Origin of the sequence: Klebsiella michiganensis, from assembly GCF_002925905.1 — a bacterium.
Lineage (GTDB): Bacteria > Pseudomonadota > Gammaproteobacteria > Enterobacterales > Enterobacteriaceae > Klebsiella > Klebsiella michiganensis.
This window is the reverse complement of record NZ_PRDB01000009.1, coordinates 221,676-238,354: the sequence shown is the minus strand read 5'-3', so window position 1 is coordinate 238,354 and position 16,679 is coordinate 221,676. Positions and strand designations below refer to the sequence as shown.

Sequence of the window (16,679 nt, the reverse complement as noted above, 5' to 3'; positions counted from 1 at the left end):
CCGTAACTATTAGCAGACTAAAAATAAACTTCTCATGGAGTGACAATGAGTCAGAACATCTATGACGATCCCGCTTTTTTTGCCGGATACGCCACCCTCGACCGTTCAGTCAAAGGGCTGGAAGGCGCGCCCGAGTGGCCGACCCTTCAGCAAATGCTTCCGCCGTTATCCGGTTTACGCGTCGTCGATCTTGGCTGCGGCTACGGCTGGTTTTGCCGCTGGGCCCGCGACCAGGGCGCCGCGCAGGTGGACGGGCTGGATCTCTCCAGCCGAATGCTGGAGCGCGCCCGCGAAATGACGGAGGGAGAAGGTATCCGCTATCGCTGCGAAGATCTTCAGACGCTTACCCTGCCCGCCGATAGCTGCGAGCTGGTCTATAGCTCGCTGGCGCTGCACTATCTGCCCGACGTGGCGCCGCTGTTCGCCACCGTTTACCGGGCGCTGACGCCCGGCGGTACGCTGCTGTTCTCCGCCGAGCATCCCATCTATACCGCCCCGCCGCGTCAGGGCTGGCCGGAAGATGAGAACGGGCAGAAAAGTTGGCCGGTGAGCCACTACCAGCAGGAGGGCGAGCGCATCAGCAACTGGTTTGCCGACGGGGTGAAAAAGCAGCATCGCAAGCTGTCCAGCTGGATAAACCAGCTGATCGCCGCCGGTTTTATCATCGAGCATCTGGATGAGTGGGGACCGACGGCGGAGCAGATTGCCGCTCAGCCGGCGCTGGATGAAGAAAAAGAGCGGCCGATGATTTTTCTCCTGCGCGCGCGCAAGCCGGCGTAATACGCAAAAAGGCCCGGAAGTTATCCGGGCCATAAGGCTGATGTTAGCTTCGTGCTCAGGGCATTACTCTTTTAAGCTGCCGCCGTTGGTGGCGATTACCTCTTTATACCACCAGAAGCTTTTCTTGCGGCTGCGCGCCAGGGTGCCGTTGCCTTCATCGTCGCGATCGACGTAGATAAAGCCATAGCGTTTGGACATCTCCGCCTTCGACGCGCTCACCAGGTCGATAGGTCCCCAGCTGGTGTAGCCCATCAGCTCAACGCCGTCCTCTATTGCCTCACGAGCCTGCACCAGATGGTCGTTAAGGTAGCTGATCCGGTAATCGTCGTTGATGCTGCCGTCGGCTTCCACCTTATCCTTAGCGCCCAGGCCGTTTTCCACGATAAACAGCGGCTTCTGATAGCGATCCCACAGCACGTTCAGCAGCGTGCGCAGGCCGAGGGGGTCAATCTGCCAGCCCCACTCCGAGCTTGCCAGGTGCGGGTTCGGCACCATGCTGAGAATATTGCCGCGCGATTTTTTGTTCAGCTCTTCGTCGGCGGTCACGCAGCCGGTCATATAGTAGCTGAAGGAGATAAAATCAACGGTCTCTTTCAGGGCTTCGCGATCGGCATCGGCGATCTCAAGGCTAATGCCGTTGTCGCGGAAATAGCGCAGCATATAGCCCGGGTAAGCGCCGCGGCACTGGACATCGCCAAAGAACTGCCAGCTGCGGTTCTGCTGCAGGGTTTCAAAAATATCGTCCGGTTTGCAGCTCAGCGGATACATCAGGCCGCCGAGCAGCATGTTGCCGATTTTGCCCTCAGGCACGATGTCATGGCAGGCCTTAGCCGCCAGCGCGCTCGCCACCAGCTGATGGTGAATAGCCTGGTAGACTTCAGCTTTGCTGCTGTCGGCCGGCAGACCGACGCCGGTCATCGGCGCGTGCAGGGACATATTGATTTCATTAAAGGTCAGCCACAGTTTGACCTTCGCCTGGTAGCGCGCAAACACCGTACGGGCGTAGCGTTCGAAGAAGCCAATGACTTTGCGATTGCCCCAGCCGCCGTAGTTTTTCACCAGCGCCCACGGCATCTCATAGTGGGACAGGGTCACCAGCGGAGTAATATTGTGCTTCGCCATTTCATCAAACAGCTTATCGTAAAAGGCCAGCCCGGCTTCGTTTGGCTGCGCCTCATCGCCCTCAGGGAAAATACGCGCCCAGGCAATGGATACGCGCAGGCAGTTAAAGCCCATCTCGGCAAAGAGGCTGATATCCTCCGGATAACGATGGTAAAAATCGATGGCAACATCTTTTATGCCGCTATCGCCAGGCACGCGTTCTACGACGTCGCCAAATACGCCGCGCGGCTGGACGTCAGAAGTGGTTAATCCCTTCCCGTCTTCCAGATAAGCGCCTTCAACCTGGTTTGCCGCGGTCGCGCCGCCCCATAAAAACGCCTGTGGGAATGTCTTCATTCATCTCTCTCCTGTGATTAACGGCTTACGGACAACAGCGGCTGACCGGCATCCACCGCGCTGGCGGATACGATGTCGAGAGCACGAAAATCGTCGCTGTTGCTGATAATAATGGGCGTCGCCAGATCGTAACCGGCGTTCAGAATCGCCTGACGGTCAAACTCCAGCAGCAGATCGCCCGCTTTGATTTTGTCGCCCTCTTTAACGTGGGCGGTGAACGGTGCGCCATCGAGCTTGACGGTGTCGATGCCCACGTGGATGAGCAGCTCGATTCCGCTATCGCTCAGCAGACCGATGGCATGTTTCGTCTGAAAAATCGAGGCGACCTCGCCCGAGAACGGCGCAATAACTTTGCCCACTGAGGGGATAATCGCCACGCCCTGGCCAAGTAAACCGCTGGCGAAGGTACTATCGGGAACCTGATCCAACGCCAGTACGCTGCCGGTCATCGGCGCCAGGATGTCGTTTTCCGAGGCCGGAGCCACCAGAACGGCCGCCTGTTCAGCGGTGCTGCGCGGCAGCCCGGCGACTAACGTGAGCGCGCAGGCGATAATTAAAGCGGCAACCGTCCCCAGCGCGCCGCCCCACACCGTGGCGTCAATGCCCTGCGGCGGGATCATCTGCGCCAGGGTGAAAATATTACCGAAACCGAAAGAATAGACGTGGCTGTCGCTAAAGCCGACAATCGCGCCGCCGATGGCGCCAGCGACGCAGCCGAAGATAAACGGACGGCGGAGCGGCAGATTCAGCCCATAAATCGCCGGCTCGGTCACGCCGAAGATCCCCGCGGATACCGCCGAGCCCGCCAGCACTTTTTGCCGCGCATCGCGGGTGCGCAGGAAAATCCCCAGCGCGGCGCCAACCTGCCCCATCACCGCCGGCAGCAGCATCGGCATCATTGAATCATGGCCAAGCACGGCAAGGTTGTTAATCATTAACGGTATCAGGCCCCAGTGCAGCCCAAAGATGACGCACACCTGCCACAGCGCCCCCATCGCCGCGCCGGCAAGCCAGGGCGCAACCTGATAGATAAGCTGATAGCCGTTGGCCAGCTGCTGGCTCAGCCAGGTCGCAACCGGGCCGATAATCAGAAACGTGAGCGGGACGACCACGGCCAGGCAAATCGCCGGGGTAAAGAAGTTCTTCATCGACGAGGGCAGTATCGCGTTGCTGCGCCGCTCAATCCAGCAGCTCACCCACGAGGCGAGGATAATCGGGATGACCGATGAACTGTAATTGATAAAGGTCACCGGAATCCCAAGGAAATACTCCGTCGCGGCGTCAGGCACCATACTGGCTTCAAAAGATTGAATCATCAGCGGGTGGGTTAACGCGCCGCCGATCACCATGGTAATAAAGGCGTTGCCGCCAAATTTCTTACCGGCGGTATAGCCGAGAAACAGCGGGAAAAAGAAGAACAGCGCATCGCTGGCGGCAAACCAGATTTTGTAGGTTGCCTGCTGCGTCGTTAACCAGCCGCAAACCACCGCCAGCGCCAGCAGCCCTTTGAGGATCCCCGAGGCCGCCAGGACGCCGATAAACGGGGTGAAGATACCGGAAACCACGTCGATAAGCTGGCCGATAATCGACACTTTTTCGCCTTTCACCGCCACCGGCTCGCTGTCATCCGTCAGCCCAGCTTCGCTGCGCACTGCCAGCCAGACATCGTGCACGTGGTTACCGATGACCACCTGAAACTGGCCGCCGCTTTCCACCACCATGATGACGCCAGGATTCGCCTTCAGTCCTTCGGCATCCGCCTTCTTGCTATCTTTGAGCTTAAAACGCAGCCGCGTTGCGCAGTGAACCAGACTCACAATATTCTCTTTGCCACCAACCCGGCTGAGAATATCCTGCGCGAGTGCTTTATATTCCATGCTGTTTTTCCTTACTTCCGCTGCCCGCAGGCATCGTTAACTGAGTATTAAAAATAAAAAAACCCGAGAACAACGCCGTGTAGGCGTTGCGCTCAGGTTTTGCCTGCGTAATGCAGTAACAATCCAGTTGTAGCGCGGGAGCTATGCGCCAGGCCCGATCGGCGCTTAGCGTCCCTCTTTTCTCACTCGCTCAATATGAATGGCGAGAAACATAATTTCTTCCGTCGTCAGCGGCCGCTGGTAGCTCTTTTGCAGGTGCCGGGCGACGGTTTCCGCACACTTCCACGCTTTAGGGTAGTTATCCTTTACCGCGCTGTGCAGCGTCACATCATCATCTTCGACCACCGTTCGCGTCAGCATACGCTGGGCGAAAAACTTGAGATGGGTGACAAAGCGCTGGTAGCTCAGCGACTCTTCGTCGTAGTTCAGCGTCAGCTGATACTTCACCAGCTGTAGGATCTCCTGCATGACCCGGGTGACGTGCATCACTTCCGGCATTTCGCTGTTGAGCTGCGCCGTGACCAGATGCAGGGCGATAAAACCCGCTTCATCTTCGGCCAGTTCAACCCCGAGCCGTTTGGCGATAATCGCCCGCGCTTCCTGCCCTAACTCAAATTCCTTCGGATACAGCCGCTTTATTTCCCACAGCAGCACATTACGAATGGCGATGCCCTTCTTCTGCCGCTCAATCGCAAAGTGGCAGTGGTCGGTCAGGGTAATGTACAAACTATCCTGTAACTTACCGAGACGACCGCGCGCCAGATCGATAATCCGATCGCAGGTCGTCATCACTTCTAATGGTATCTGACTGAGTAATTCACCTAAACGGCCAACCAGTTCATCGCTCTGCAGCGCGAAGACCTTTTCAATTTTACTTTCATCAAGAGAGTCACCAACGCGTTTCTGAAAGGCAAGTCCTCGGCCCATGACCACCTGTTCGCGCTGCTGCTCATCAACAACCACCACTACATTATTATTAAGTACTTTGGCGATTTGCATATGAACCCCAAAAACAAAAAAACCTGACCCCGACGGATGCCAGGAAATCAGGTTTTGCCTGCCGGAGCAGTAACAATCGGTAGTGAGTATTTCACTGTCCGCCGGGTAATCTCAATGGGACAAGCTAAAAAATGTGATGCCGGTCAGATAGTTTAGCTACGCCAGTCGTTAATCGTGCGCGCTATGCTGGTTGAATCCTGTAGGGTGCGTACCGCGCTGAACAGGTCAGCCGCTTCCAGATACTCTTTACGCAAATAGCTCAGCCACTGTTTTATCCGCGCGACGTGATAAAGGCCGGTGTCGCCCTGCTTTTCCAGACGGGTGTATTTTTGCAGCAGTTCGACCACCTGCGGCCAGGGCATACGCGGTTCGTTATATTTTATCACCCGGCTCAGGTTTGGAACGTTCAGCGCGCCGCGGCCAATCATCACCGCATCGCAGCCGGTCGCGGCCAGGCAATCCTGGGCGCTTTGCCAGTCCCAGATTTCACCGTTGGCCACCACCGGGATAGTCAGGCGCTGACGGATTTCGCCGATAGCCTGCCAGTCAATGCGCTCCGCTTTATAGCCATCCTCTTTGGTGCGGCCGTGAACCACCAGCTCGCTGGCGCCCGCCTGCTGGACCGCATCGGCAATTTCAAACCGCCGCTCGCCGCTGTCCCAGCCAAGCCGAACTTTTACCGTGACCGGCAGATGGCCGGGAACCGCCTCGCGCATCGCTTTGGCGCCGCGATAGATAAGCTCGGGATCTTTGAGCAGCGTCGCCCCGCCGCCGCTGCCGTTCACCAGTTTTGACGGGCAGCCGCAGTTAAGGTCAACGCCCCAGGAACCGAGTTCGACCGCTCGAGCGGCGTTTTCCGCCAGCCACTGCGGATACTGCCCGAGCAGCTGTACGCGCACGCGGGTGCCGGACGGCGTCAGGCTGTTGTTATGCAGTTCCGGACACAATCTGTAGAACGATTTTACCGGCAGGAGCTGATCCACCACGCGCAAGAATTCGGTGATGCAGAGATCGTAATCATTCACTTCGGTCAGCAGCTCGCGCACCAGCGAATCGAGCACGCCTTCCATCGGCGCCAGTAATACACGCATATTGTTTTTTCATTGCCCGGAAAAAAGAGGCGCTATGTTAGCGCCTCTGGATGCGGGTTGAAAGGGGCCAAGATCGGTTTTCCCGGCGGCGGCGCTGCTGCTTCCCGGCTTGCGCTGCGCTTAGCCGGGCTACAAGGTCACCTCTGTCTGCGCCCCGGGAAATGCACAACCGCTTAACGTGGTTCCAGGCAGTTATCCTCTTTCCAGCCGTACAGCCACTCGATGCCGCGATAAAACTCGCTCTGGGTCTTGCCTTTCCACAGCAGGTTGCGTACCTGGCGCTCAACGCCGGCGGCGTGATAGACCCGCCCCATTTCACGCGTCGACCAGACGATCCGCGCGGTACGCGGAATACGTACCGACTCATACAGCGCGAAAGCGCGGGCGCCGTCGCCGTCGCACTGCGCCAGGGCTTTACCCAGCGTCACCGCGTCTTCCAGCGCCATACAGGCCCCCTGGGCCATATACTGCGCCACCGGGTGAGCGGCATCGCCAACCAGCGTGATGCGGTCGTTGCCCCATTTCTCTACCGGCTCGCGGTCGGCGGTGGACCAGCGCCGCCAGGAGGTCGGCTTATCCAGCATCTGCCGGGGACGCGGGTGAATGCCTTTAAAGTAGGAGAGCACCTCTTCTTTACTGCCGTCGCGCACGCCCCACTCTTCTTTCTCCCGGCTGTGGAAGGTCACCACCAGATTGTACTGCTTGCCGCCGCGCAGCGGATAATGCACCAGGTGGCAGTGCGGACCCGCCCACAGCACCGGCGCGTTAATGCGCAAATCGTCCGGCATATCGGCGGCGTCGACCACCGCGCGATAGACTACATGGCCGGTCACCCGCGGCGAATCGCCCAGCAGGCTCTGGCGTACAACCGACTTACCGCCGTCGCAGCCGATCAGGATATCCGCCGTCCAGCTGTTGCCTTTGTCATCGAAAACCGTCACGTCATCGGTGGTCTGGCGGATATCCACCACCTGGGTCGAGGTGCGATACTCCACGGCCGGATGGGTCAGCGCCGCTTCCCAAACGGTGGCGTGGATGTCTACCCGGTGGATCACCGCATACGGCCCGCCAAAATGGTCGCGGAACGCCTGTCCGGTCTCAATATGCACCACCTCTTCGCCGCTTACCGCATCCATCATGGTGATATGGTCGGTAAATACCGCCCGCTGGCGGGCGACTTCGCCGACGCCGAGGCTGTCCAGCGCCGAGAACGCATTTGGGCCAAGCTGGATCCCCGCGCCGATTTCGCCGATTTCATGCGCCTTTTCCAGCAGCATCACTTTGATGCCCTGGCGCGCCAGAGAGAGCGCCGTGGCCGCTCCGCCAATACCACCGCCGACAATAATTGCTCGCATCACTTTTGCCATGTTGCCTCCTAAGCCGGGATCTTATCTTGTTGGTTTTCCGGCGCGGCGGCGATAAACGCCGGTAGCCGGGTGCAGGCGTCATAGACCGCCTGGCAGCGCGGATAGTGGCTGAGATCGCAGCCCATTCTCAGCGCGTTGGCCCACTGCGGTACCAGACAGCAGTCTGCCAGGGTGGGCGCATCGCCCACGCAAAAAGCGCCGGATTTCGCGTGGCGCAATAGCTGCTCGACGGCGCTGAATCCCTGCTGGATCCAGTGCGCATACCAGCGCTTTTTCTCCTCTTCGCTTACCTTCAGTTCGTCGCTGAGGTAGCGTAAAACGCGCATGTTGTTTATTGGATGAATATCGCAGGCGATGGCGTAAACAATCTCCAGGACCCGCATCCGCGCGCTGTCCTCCTGGGGCAGCAGCAGCGGTTGCGGATAGTGCCGATCCAGCCAGTCGGCAATCGCCAGCGACTGGCCGAGAGATTCACCATCATCAGTAATCAACGTTGGCACCAGGCCAACCGGATTCAGCCGCCGGTACTCCAGCGCGTTCTGCTGACCGATGCGGATATTGACGCCCACGCTCTGGTAGTCGATGCCTTTCAGCGCCAGCGCGATGCGCACGCGGTAGGAGGCTGAGCTATTGAAAAAACTGTACAGCTTCATCATTCACCTCACACCACGCGCACGGCGATTGGCGTCAGTCCATCTACGTTGCCGGTGATGACATCGCCTTTCACCACCGCGCCGACGCCTTCCGGCGTGCCGGTGAAAATCAGATCGCCGGGCTGCAGCTCAAAGAAGCCGGAAAGATAGCTGATGGTTTCATTGACCGACCAGATCAGGTGACGAATATCGCTGCGCTGATGATCTTCCCCGTTTACCTGCAGCCAAATTCCGGCCTGGTTCACGTCCGCCGTATCCGCTTTATGCAGCGGCGCAATCGGCGCGGAAAGGTCAAAAGCTTTGCCAATCTCCCACGGACGGCCCATCTGGCGCATCTCCATCTGGCGATCGCGGCGGGTCATATCCAGCCCCGTGGCATAGCCCCAGATATACTCATGGGCCTGCTCCAGCGGGATATCGCTTCCCCGCTTGCCAATCGCCACCACCAGTTCAATTTCGTAGTGATAGTTGTCGGTTTGCGTCGGATACGGTAACTCCAGCGTCTCTCCCGCAGCGACGGGCACCACCGCATCGGCTGGCTTACAGAAGAAAAACGGCGGTTCGCGATCCGGGTCAAAGCCCATTTCACGCGCGTGAGCGGCGTAGTTGCGGCCCACGCAGTAAACGCGGCGCACCGGGAACTGCTCATCGCTGCCGACAACCGGAACGCTAATCGGGGCCTGGGGTGCAAAAACGTATTGAGTCATGATGGATTCCTTATTCTTCATTTTTAATAACGCGCTTCGCGGAACAGGCCGAGCGCTTCCTGCACGGGACGGTCCGAAAAGCTGAATAACACGGTATCTTCGGCAGAGTTAAAAGAGACGGCGTGCCAGGTCGGCACCACGAAGATATCTTTTGCCTGGAAGGCGAAGGTCTGTTCGCCAATGGTGACCTGGCCGCTACCTTCCACCACGTGATAGATAGTGCTGTCGGTGGTTTTCGCCGCGCGTGAGGTAAACCCTTTCGGTAACAGCTGCAGGAAGGCGCCCATCGACGGCATCGGATAGCCGCCGGTAACCGGGTTAACGTAGCGCATTTTATAGCCGTCCCACTCGTCGGCATCGCCCATACGCGTCAGGTCGTGCAGCGCTTCGCGGCTGCGGTCGTAGCGATAGTTAAAGATGGGCGAAGAGTTACCGACCTGATGGCGCAGCGGCAGCATATTGGCGGCGTAGCGCGGCAGGTAGTCTCCCTCTTTGCGGGTCACCGGCTGCTGATCTTCCGGGTAATCCTCAGCAAAAGCGCAGCCCAGATAGTTCACCAGCGGCAGGTCGAGACCGTCGAGCCAGACCACCGGCTCATTGCCGGGGTTGCCGTGATCGTGCCAGCGCCACTGCGGCGTCAGAATAAAGTCACCGGCGCGCATGGCGGTGCGTTCGCCATCGACGGCGGTAAATGCCCCTTCACCTTCAACCACAAAGCGCAGCGCCGACTGGTTATGACGGTGGCTCGGCGCCACTTCGCCGGGCATAATCAGCTGTAATCCGGCGTACAGCGAGGAGGTAATCGATGACTGTCCGCGCAGCGCCGGGTTCTCCAGCACCAGCACGCGGCGTATCGCCTCTTTCGCGCCAATCAGCTCGCCGCTTTTCATCAGCAGCGGGCGAATCTCCTGATAATTCCAGTAGGCCGGGGCGCAGGTGGCATTCGGCGTTTTCGGCACCAGGTGGTGCAGGGATTCCCAAAGCGGCGTCAGGTTTTGTCCGGAAATATGCTGATAGTACTGCTGACGGTCTTTATTGATTTCCATTGAAGATTGAGTCATGAGCGTTCTCCTTATTTATTCACGATGCCAGCAGAAGGCAACGCGGCAGGTACAGATGTTGGGTTGCGGACGGCAAGCGTCAGCAGGACAAGCATCACGGCGCTAACGACGGCCGGTACTGCGATAACAAAAAACAGGGTGTCAAAAGAGAAATTCATCGCCATCATCACGCCGCCGGAGAGCGAGCCGACGATGGCGCCGCAGCGGCCGACCGCGTTTGACCAGCTCACCCCGGTCGCGCGGCTTTGGGTGGGATACAGCGTAGCGGTTAGCGCATTCAGCCCCACCTGCGAGCCGCTGATGCCAATCCCGGTGCCGAAAATCGCCAGCGCCATCAGCCACAGGCCGTTCTCGCTCAGGCCAATCATGACGATACAGACCGCCCCCAGGCCGTAGCTCAGCGCCAGCACCCGATACGGGTTGTAGCGATCCATCAGCACACCGAGCAGCAGCGCGCCAAAGGTGCCGCCAATCTGGAAGGCGGCGGTGACCCACGAAGCGTGCTGTAAATCAATCCCGCGGTGGTTAAGCAGCGTCGGCATCCAGCTGGAGAGCAGATAGATAATCAGCAGGCTCATAAAGAACACCACCCATAGCATTAAGGTGATGGCCAGCTGGCGACCGGTGAACAGCTGGCTGATGCTGCTCTTCGCCCCTGCGGCAGGCTCATCAAGCCAGAAATGGGTATCGGTATAGCGTTCGCCGGTTATGGCACTAACGTTTTTGGCAATCACCGCCTGCAGGAGCTGGCGACGGATCTGCCAGCGCGGAGATTCGGGAAGCAGCGGTATCAGCGCCACCGCCAGCAGCAGCGGCAAAACGCCGCCCAGTACCAGAATACCGTGCCAGCCAATCAGCGGGACCAGCTGCGCGCTGACCACGCCGCCGAAGGCCGAGCCGAGGGTGAATCCACAAAACATCAGGGTCACCAGCGCCCCGCGCCGCCGGGCGGGCAGATATTCCGAGGTCATGGTAATGGTATTAGGCATCGCGCCGCCGAGGCCGAGGCCGGTCAGAAAACGCAGGAACACCAGCATCTGTAGATCGGGGGCAAACGCGGAAAGCAGGCTGAACAGGCCGAACAGCGCGACGCAGAACTCAATCACCCGTTTGCGGCCAAAGCGGTCGGAGAGCGGACCGCAGAGCAGCGCCCCGGCGGTCAGGCCCAGCAAGCCTGCGCCAAATAGCGGCGCGAGGTCACCGGCGGTTAATTGCCAGTGGCTGCGGATATCCGGCGCAATAAAACCAATCGCGGCGGTATCGAAGCCATCAAGCATCACCACCAGGAAACAGCAGATAATCACGCGCCACTGCCGGGCGCCGACCGGCGCAGCGTTGAGTAGTTTTTGTAGTTCAAGTCGTTGAGTCATGATTATGCCTCAGAGCAGGTAGGGGTAGATGTTGTATTTATTTCTTTTATGTTGCGAGTTTGTAACTCTGGCAATGAAATGTACAATGGTATTTCGGGCATAGACATAACCTGGAGGTTATCGCTGATGGCAGACTGGACGCAGAAACTGAAGCTGCACCATTTACAGATGCTGGTGGCGCTGGGGGAGCAAGGCAATCTCACGCAGGTGGCGAAAATGATGAACATTACTCAGCCCGCGCTCTCCAAATGGCTCAGCCAGTTTGAAGACGAAGTCGGCATGGTTTTGTTCGAACGCCACAGCAAAGGTCTGCGCCCGACCGAAGGCGGAAAGCTGCTGCTTCAGCACGCCCAGCGGCTGATTAACGATATGTCGCGTTCGCAGTATGAAATCGAGCGTTTTAAACAGGGCGGACAGGTGGGCAGCCTGATGATCGGCTGTTCGCCGGTGGCGACCGACTGCGTCTCACAGGCGATCCTCGAACTGCTGAAAGAGATGCCGACCCTGCACCTGAATATCGAAGAGAAAGTGATGACGCCGCTGCTTAACGACCTGCTCGCCGGGGTGGTGGATGTCGTCGTCGGGCGCGTCGGCGGGCGGGCGCTGGAGCTGCCGCTGAGCTACCGGGTGCTCTACACCGAACCGGTCTGTTTTGTCGCCCGCCCCGATCACCCGCTGGCCCAGAAATCGCGATTAAGCTGGGCCGACCTCTCTCCGTGGCGCTGGATCGTCTGGCCCACCGGCACGCCAATTCGCCTGAGCATCGACAACGCGCTGGTGGATAACGGCGTGATGCTGCCGGAAAACACCATTGAGTCCGCCTCGATGAACGTCACCAGCAATCTGCTGCAGAGCAGCGATATGGTCTCGATTCTCTCACTGCGCCTGGCGCAGCGCTACGCGGCCCAGCGCCAGCTGGCGATTCTTAATTTGCCGCGCATTGAACAAAAAGGTAGCGTTGGGGTGTTCTGGCGAAAAAGTGAAGCGCCGTCGCTGGCGCTGAGCCGATTTCTCCATTGCTTGTCCCTGCAATCTTCACTCTGACCGCCGCCCGGTCCGGTGTTCACGGTCTCTATCGCAGGTATGCGCAGAATTCATGATGTGATCGGTAGCACATTTTTGGCTTTAATTGTATGATGAATGCGGTTCATCAAGGGTTATTACCATGAGTAAATCACTGATTATTATCTGGCAGTATCTGCGCGCTTTCGTGCTCATCTACGCCTGCCTGTATGCGGGCATTTTTCTCTCTTCGCTCCTGCCGATCGCGATTCCCGGCAGTATTATTGGCATGTTGATTCTGTTTTTTCTGCTGGCGCTGCAAATCTTGCCTGCACAGTGGGTCAACCCCGGCTGCAACATCCTGATTCGCTATATGGCGCTGCTGTTTGTACCTATTGGCGTCGGCGTCATGCAGTACTGGGATTTACTGCGCGCGCAGTTTGGCCCGGTGGTGGTCTCCTGCGCGATAAGCACGCTGGTGGTCTTTTTAGTGGTCAGCTGGAGTTCACACCTGGTTCACGGTGAGCGCAAAGTGGTTGGGCAAAAAGGAAGTGAAAAATGATCCATGAAATCTGGTGGTCGCTGCCGTTAACCCTGGCCGTCTTTTTCCTTGCCCGCAGGCTGGCGGCGCGGTTTAAATTTCCGCTTCTCAACCCGCTGCTGGTCGCGATGGTGGTGCTGATACCTTTTCTGCTGATTACCGGCATCTCCTACGAGCGCTATTTCCAGGGCAGCAAAATTCTTAACGACCTGCTGCAGCCGGCGGTGGTGGCGTTGGCCTTTCCTTTGTATGAGCAGTTGCACCAAATCCGCGCCCGCTGGAAGTCAATCATCACCATCTGCTTTATCGGCAGCGTGGTGGCGATGGTCACCGGCACTACCGTTGCCCTGATGATGGGCGCAACCCCGCAGATTGCCGCCTCTATTTTGCCGAAATCGGTAACGACGCCGATCGCCATGGCGGTGAGCAGCAGCATTGGCGGGATCCCGGCGATCAGCGCGGTCTGCGTTATTTTCGTCGGCATTCTCGGCGCGGTCTTTGGCCACACCCTGCTGAATGTGATGCGCATCCGCACCAAGGCCTCGCGCGGGCTGTCGATGGGTACCGCATCCCACGCCCTGGGGACCGCCCGCTGCGCTGAGCTCGACTATCAGGAAGGGGCGTTCAGCTCGCTGGCGCTGGTGCTTTGCGGGATTATTACCTCGCTGGTCGCGCCGTTTTTGTTTCCGCTCATTTTAGCGGTGGTGGGTTAAATGTGATTTGAATCACATTTTTAAATGCAACACAGATTCGTTGCAATGACAATGAGATGTTTATCACATATACAGGTTGTAACCACCCGTACACTAGATTTCCATTACATTGTTATGAGGCAACGCCATGCACCCACGTTTTCAAGCTGTTCTTCCCCAACTGGCGGCGGACCTGCAAGCGGCCATCGCCCCGATGCTGGCCGACCCGCATTTCCCGGCCCTGCTGAATGCAGACCAGGTGGCAGCGCTGCAAAGCGCGACGGGGCTGGATGAAGACGCGCTGGCCTTTGCTTTGCTGCCGCTGGCGGCGGCCTGCGCGCGGGCCGATCTGTCGCATTTTAACGTCGGCGCGATTGCCCGCGGCATCAGCGGTACCTGGTACTTCGGCGGCAATATGGAATTTCTCGGCGCCACCATGCAGCAAACCGTGCACGCCGAACAAAGCGCCATCAGCCACGCCTGGCTGCGCGGCGAAAAATCCCTGCGGGCGATTACCGTGAACTACACCCCCTGCGGCCACTGTCGTCAGTTTATGAACGAATTGAACAGCGGCCTGTCGCTGCGCATCCACCTCCCCGGGCGCGAAGCGCATTCGCTGCAGCACTATTTGCCGGACGCTTTCGGCCCGAAAGATCTGGACATAAAAACCCTGCTGATGGATGAGCAGGACCACGGCTTCCCGCTCAGCGGCGACGCGCTGGCTCAGGCGGCGATTCAGGCGGCCAACCGTTGCCATATGCCTTACAGCAACTCACCATCCGGCGTTGCGCTGGAGCTGAAAGACGGTACCCTTTTCACCGGTAGCTATGCCGAAAACGCCGCCTTTAACCCGACGCTGCCCCCGCTGCAGGGTGCGCTGAATCTGCTGAGCCTCAACGGATACGATTACCCGGATATCCAGCGCGCGATCCTGGCCGAGAAGGCCGATGCGGCGCTTATCCAGTGGGACGCCACCGCGGCGACGCTGAAGGCGCTGGGCTGCCATAATATCGATCGCGTACTGTTAGGTTAGTCACATTCTGCGGGCCAAACGGCCCGCGCTGTTGAAAATCCCCGCAATTAAACGACGGTTTCTTGCGCTTGCCCGACGGGTAAAGTAGCCTGAAGCTTCCTTCGTCCACTATTGAGCCAGGTTCATGTTAAAGCGTGTGTTATACAGCCTGTTAGTCCTGTTCGGCTTGCTGCTGTTAACCGTGTTGGGACTCGACCGCTGGATGAGCTGGAAAACCTCTCCCTATATTTACGATGAGCTACAGGATCTGCCCTACCGCCAGGTCGGCGTCGTGCTCGGTACCGCCAAGTACTACCGTACCGGGGTTATCAACCAATATTATCGTTACCGGATTCAGGGCGCGCTGAACGCCTACAATAGCGGCAAGGTGAACTACCTGCTGCTCAGCGGCGATAACGCGCTGCAAAGCTATAACGAGCCGATGACCATGCGCCGCGATTTAATTAAAGCCGGCGTCGATCCGGCGGATATTGTGCTGGACTATGCGGGTTTCCGTACGCTCGATTCGATTGTCCGCACCCGTAAAGTCTTCGATACTAACGACTTTATTATTATTACCCAACGCTTCCACTGCGAGCGCGCGCTGTTTATTGCCCTGCATATGGGGATTCAGGCGCAGTGCTACGCGGTGCCGTCGCCGAAGGATATGTGGAGCGTTCGCCTGCGCGAGTTCGGCGCCCGCTTCGGCGCGCTGGCGGATCTCTATATTTTTAAACGCGAACCGCGCTTTTTAGGCCCGCTGATCCCGATTCCCGCGCTGCAGGAAGTTCCCGACGGCGCGCAGTCCTATCCGGCGGTCACGCCGCAGCAGCTGCTGGAGCTGCAGAAAAAAGAGAAGTAAAGCCTCCATAAAGTGAGCGTGATAACTGGCGTCTTATCGAGCGGGAATACTTTTCTGATTACGCGAGTGAGTATCGGGATACTGAGGATAGATACCCTGAATAATTCGAGTGGCAGGAAGGCGGCAAATTATCATCCAGAAAATGCAAAAGGCAGACGCCTGAACTGACGCCTGCCTTCATTCACTAATCGTTACTTCTTCCGCGCATACTTCAGCGAATCCAGCGCCACGGCGAAGATGATAATCGCCCCTTTGATAATGTACTGCCAGTACGGGTTCACGCCGATATAGGTCAGACCGTAGTTGATGACGGTGAAGATTATCACCCCGGTCACCACGCCAAATACGGTACCGACGCCGCCGCTGAACGATACGCCGCCGACCACGCAGGCGGCAATCGCATCCAGTTCATACATAAAGCCAAGGTTGTTGGTCGCCGAACCGATACGTCCGGCTTCCAGCAGCCCGCCGAACGCGTAGAACACGCCGGAGAGCGCATAAATCATCAGCAGGTTCAGGGCGACGTTGACGCCGGAGACCTTCGCCGCTTCCGGGTTACCGCCGATAGCAAAAATGTTTTTACCAAAGCGGGTCTTGTTCCACAGGATCCATACGAAGAACACGGCAATCAGCGCATAGAAGGTGATATACGACAGGCGGAATGAGCCCAGCGCGATAAACCCCTGGGCAAACTGCGAGAAGTGGCTATCGAAGCCGGAAATCGGCGACGCGCCAACAAAGTCGTAATACAGGGAGTTGATACCGTAAACGATGATCATCGTGCCGAGGGTGGTGATAAACGGCGTCACGTTCAGGTAAGCGATGATAATACCGTTGATAAGACCAATGACCGCGCCGATCGCACACACCAGCAGGATAACCAGCGGGATCGGCATCGTGGCCATCTCCGGGAACACCTTATTGGCATTGTCCACCGCCTGCAGCATCGTGGCGGCGATAACCGCCGCCAGGCCGACCTGGCGTCCGGCTGAAAGGTCGGTTCCCTGGGTGACAATAAGTCCGGCCACGCCGAGAGCGATAATAATACGCACCGAAGACTGGGTCAGAATATTACTTAAGTTCAGCAAACTTAAGAAAGTCGGATCCTGGAAAATAATAATGGCCAGCAATACTAAAAGAACCACGTAAATCCCACCTTCTTTCAAATAGGTGAGAAAACTCTTTTTATTTAACGCACTCATGAGGA

At 58.0% G+C, this 16,679-nt stretch carries 15 protein-coding genes and 1 pseudogene; 6 read left to right on the top strand and 10 right to left on the bottom strand.

The features are described 5' to 3' along the window. The first annotated feature begins 45 nt into the window (after positions 1–45). Positions 46–780: a class I SAM-dependent methyltransferase gene (locus CDA56_RS19525; RefSeq protein WP_104011392.1), complete on the top strand. Its 735-nt coding sequence runs from the start codon at positions 46–48 to the stop codon at positions 778–780. A gap of 63 nt (positions 781–843) precedes the next feature. Here CDA56_RS19525 and ascB read toward each other — a convergent pair whose 3' ends face one another. The 9 genes and pseudogenes from ascB to mhbT form a co-directional block, all read right to left on the bottom strand. Further along, positions 844–2,238, bottom strand: coding sequence for a 6-phospho-beta-glucosidase (gene ascB, locus CDA56_RS19520; RefSeq protein ID WP_014230142.1), 1,395 nt, complete (start codon positions 2,236–2,238; stop codon positions 844–846). Positions 2,239–2,255: 17 nt separating this feature from the next. Next, positions 2,256–4,227, bottom strand: a pseudogene (gene bglF / locus CDA56_RS19515) (PTS beta-glucoside transporter subunit IIABC). Between the two features lie 53 nt (positions 4,228–4,280). Further along, positions 4,281–5,114, bottom strand: a complete 834-nt coding sequence (bglG, locus tag CDA56_RS19510) for a transcriptional antiterminator BglG (RefSeq protein ID WP_014230144.1) — start codon at positions 5,112–5,114, stop codon at positions 4,281–4,283. Positions 5,115–5,266: 152 nt separating this feature from the next. Then, entirely contained in the window at positions 5,267–6,205 is a 939-nt protein-coding gene (gene dusC / locus CDA56_RS19505; RefSeq protein ID WP_014230145.1) for a tRNA dihydrouridine(16) synthase DusC, read from the bottom strand. Between the two features lie 173 nt (positions 6,206–6,378). Then, positions 6,379–7,572 carry a 3-hydroxybenzoate 6-monooxygenase gene (locus tag CDA56_RS19500; RefSeq protein WP_102802920.1) on the bottom strand — a complete coding sequence of 398 codons (1,194 nt, stop codon included), beginning with the start codon at positions 7,570–7,572 and terminating at the stop codon, positions 6,379–6,381. 8 nt (positions 7,573–7,580) lie between these two features. After that, a complete protein-coding gene (gene maiA / locus CDA56_RS19495; RefSeq protein WP_025106757.1) occupies positions 7,581–8,225 on the bottom strand; it encodes a maleylacetoacetate isomerase in 645 nt (214 codons plus the stop codon). A gap of 8 nt (positions 8,226–8,233) precedes the next feature. Beyond that, positions 8,234–8,932, bottom strand: coding sequence for a fumarylacetoacetate hydrolase family protein (locus tag CDA56_RS19490; RefSeq protein ID WP_014230148.1), 699 nt, complete (start codon positions 8,930–8,932; stop codon positions 8,234–8,236). Positions 8,933–8,955: 23 nt separating this feature from the next. Then, a complete protein-coding gene (gtdA, locus tag CDA56_RS19485) occupies positions 8,956–9,993 on the bottom strand; it encodes a gentisate 1,2-dioxygenase (RefSeq protein ID WP_025106756.1) in 1,038 nt (345 codons plus the stop codon). A gap of 11 nt (positions 9,994–10,004) precedes the next feature. Beyond that, positions 10,005–11,363 (bottom strand): 3-hydroxybenzoate transporter MhbT, encoded by a 1,359-nt coding sequence (gene mhbT, locus CDA56_RS19480; RefSeq protein WP_102802921.1) that lies wholly within the window; start codon positions 11,361–11,363, stop codon positions 10,005–10,007. A 126-nt stretch (positions 11,364–11,489) separates the two neighbouring features. Between mhbT and CDA56_RS19475 the strand changes: the two genes are divergently transcribed. From CDA56_RS19475 to sanA, 5 genes are all read left to right on the top strand, one after another. Further along, positions 11,490–12,407 carry a LysR family transcriptional regulator gene (locus CDA56_RS19475; protein ID WP_047723230.1) on the top strand — a complete coding sequence of 306 codons (918 nt, stop codon included), beginning with the start codon at positions 11,490–11,492 and terminating at the stop codon, positions 12,405–12,407. Between the two features lie 121 nt (positions 12,408–12,528). After that, a complete protein-coding gene (locus tag CDA56_RS19470; RefSeq protein WP_014230151.1) occupies positions 12,529–12,927 on the top strand; it encodes a CidA/LrgA family protein in 399 nt (132 codons plus the stop codon). Then, entirely contained in the window at positions 12,924–13,619 is a 696-nt protein-coding gene (locus CDA56_RS19465) for a CidB/LrgB family autolysis modulator (RefSeq protein ID WP_025106754.1), read from the top strand. The genes CDA56_RS19470 and CDA56_RS19465 overlap by 4 nt, the downstream gene beginning before the upstream one ends. Before the next feature lie 127 nt (positions 13,620–13,746). Next, the gene (gene cdd / locus CDA56_RS19460; protein ID WP_014839055.1) at positions 13,747–14,631 is read left to right on the top strand and encodes a cytidine deaminase; all 885 of its coding nucleotides are present in this window, start codon (positions 13,747–13,749) and stop codon (positions 14,629–14,631) included. A gap of 124 nt (positions 14,632–14,755) precedes the next feature. Further along, positions 14,756–15,472, top strand: a complete 717-nt coding sequence (gene sanA, locus CDA56_RS19455; protein ID WP_004852661.1) for an outer membrane permeability protein SanA — start codon at positions 14,756–14,758, stop codon at positions 15,470–15,472. 191 nt (positions 15,473–15,663) lie between these two features. Here the strand turns inward: sanA and mglC are convergent, their stop codons facing one another. Continuing rightward, positions 15,664–16,674: a galactose/methyl galactoside ABC transporter permease MglC gene (mglC, locus tag CDA56_RS19450; RefSeq protein WP_004852662.1), complete on the bottom strand. Its 1,011-nt coding sequence runs from the start codon at positions 16,672–16,674 to the stop codon at positions 15,664–15,666. Positions 16,675–16,679: the final 5 nt, after the last annotated feature.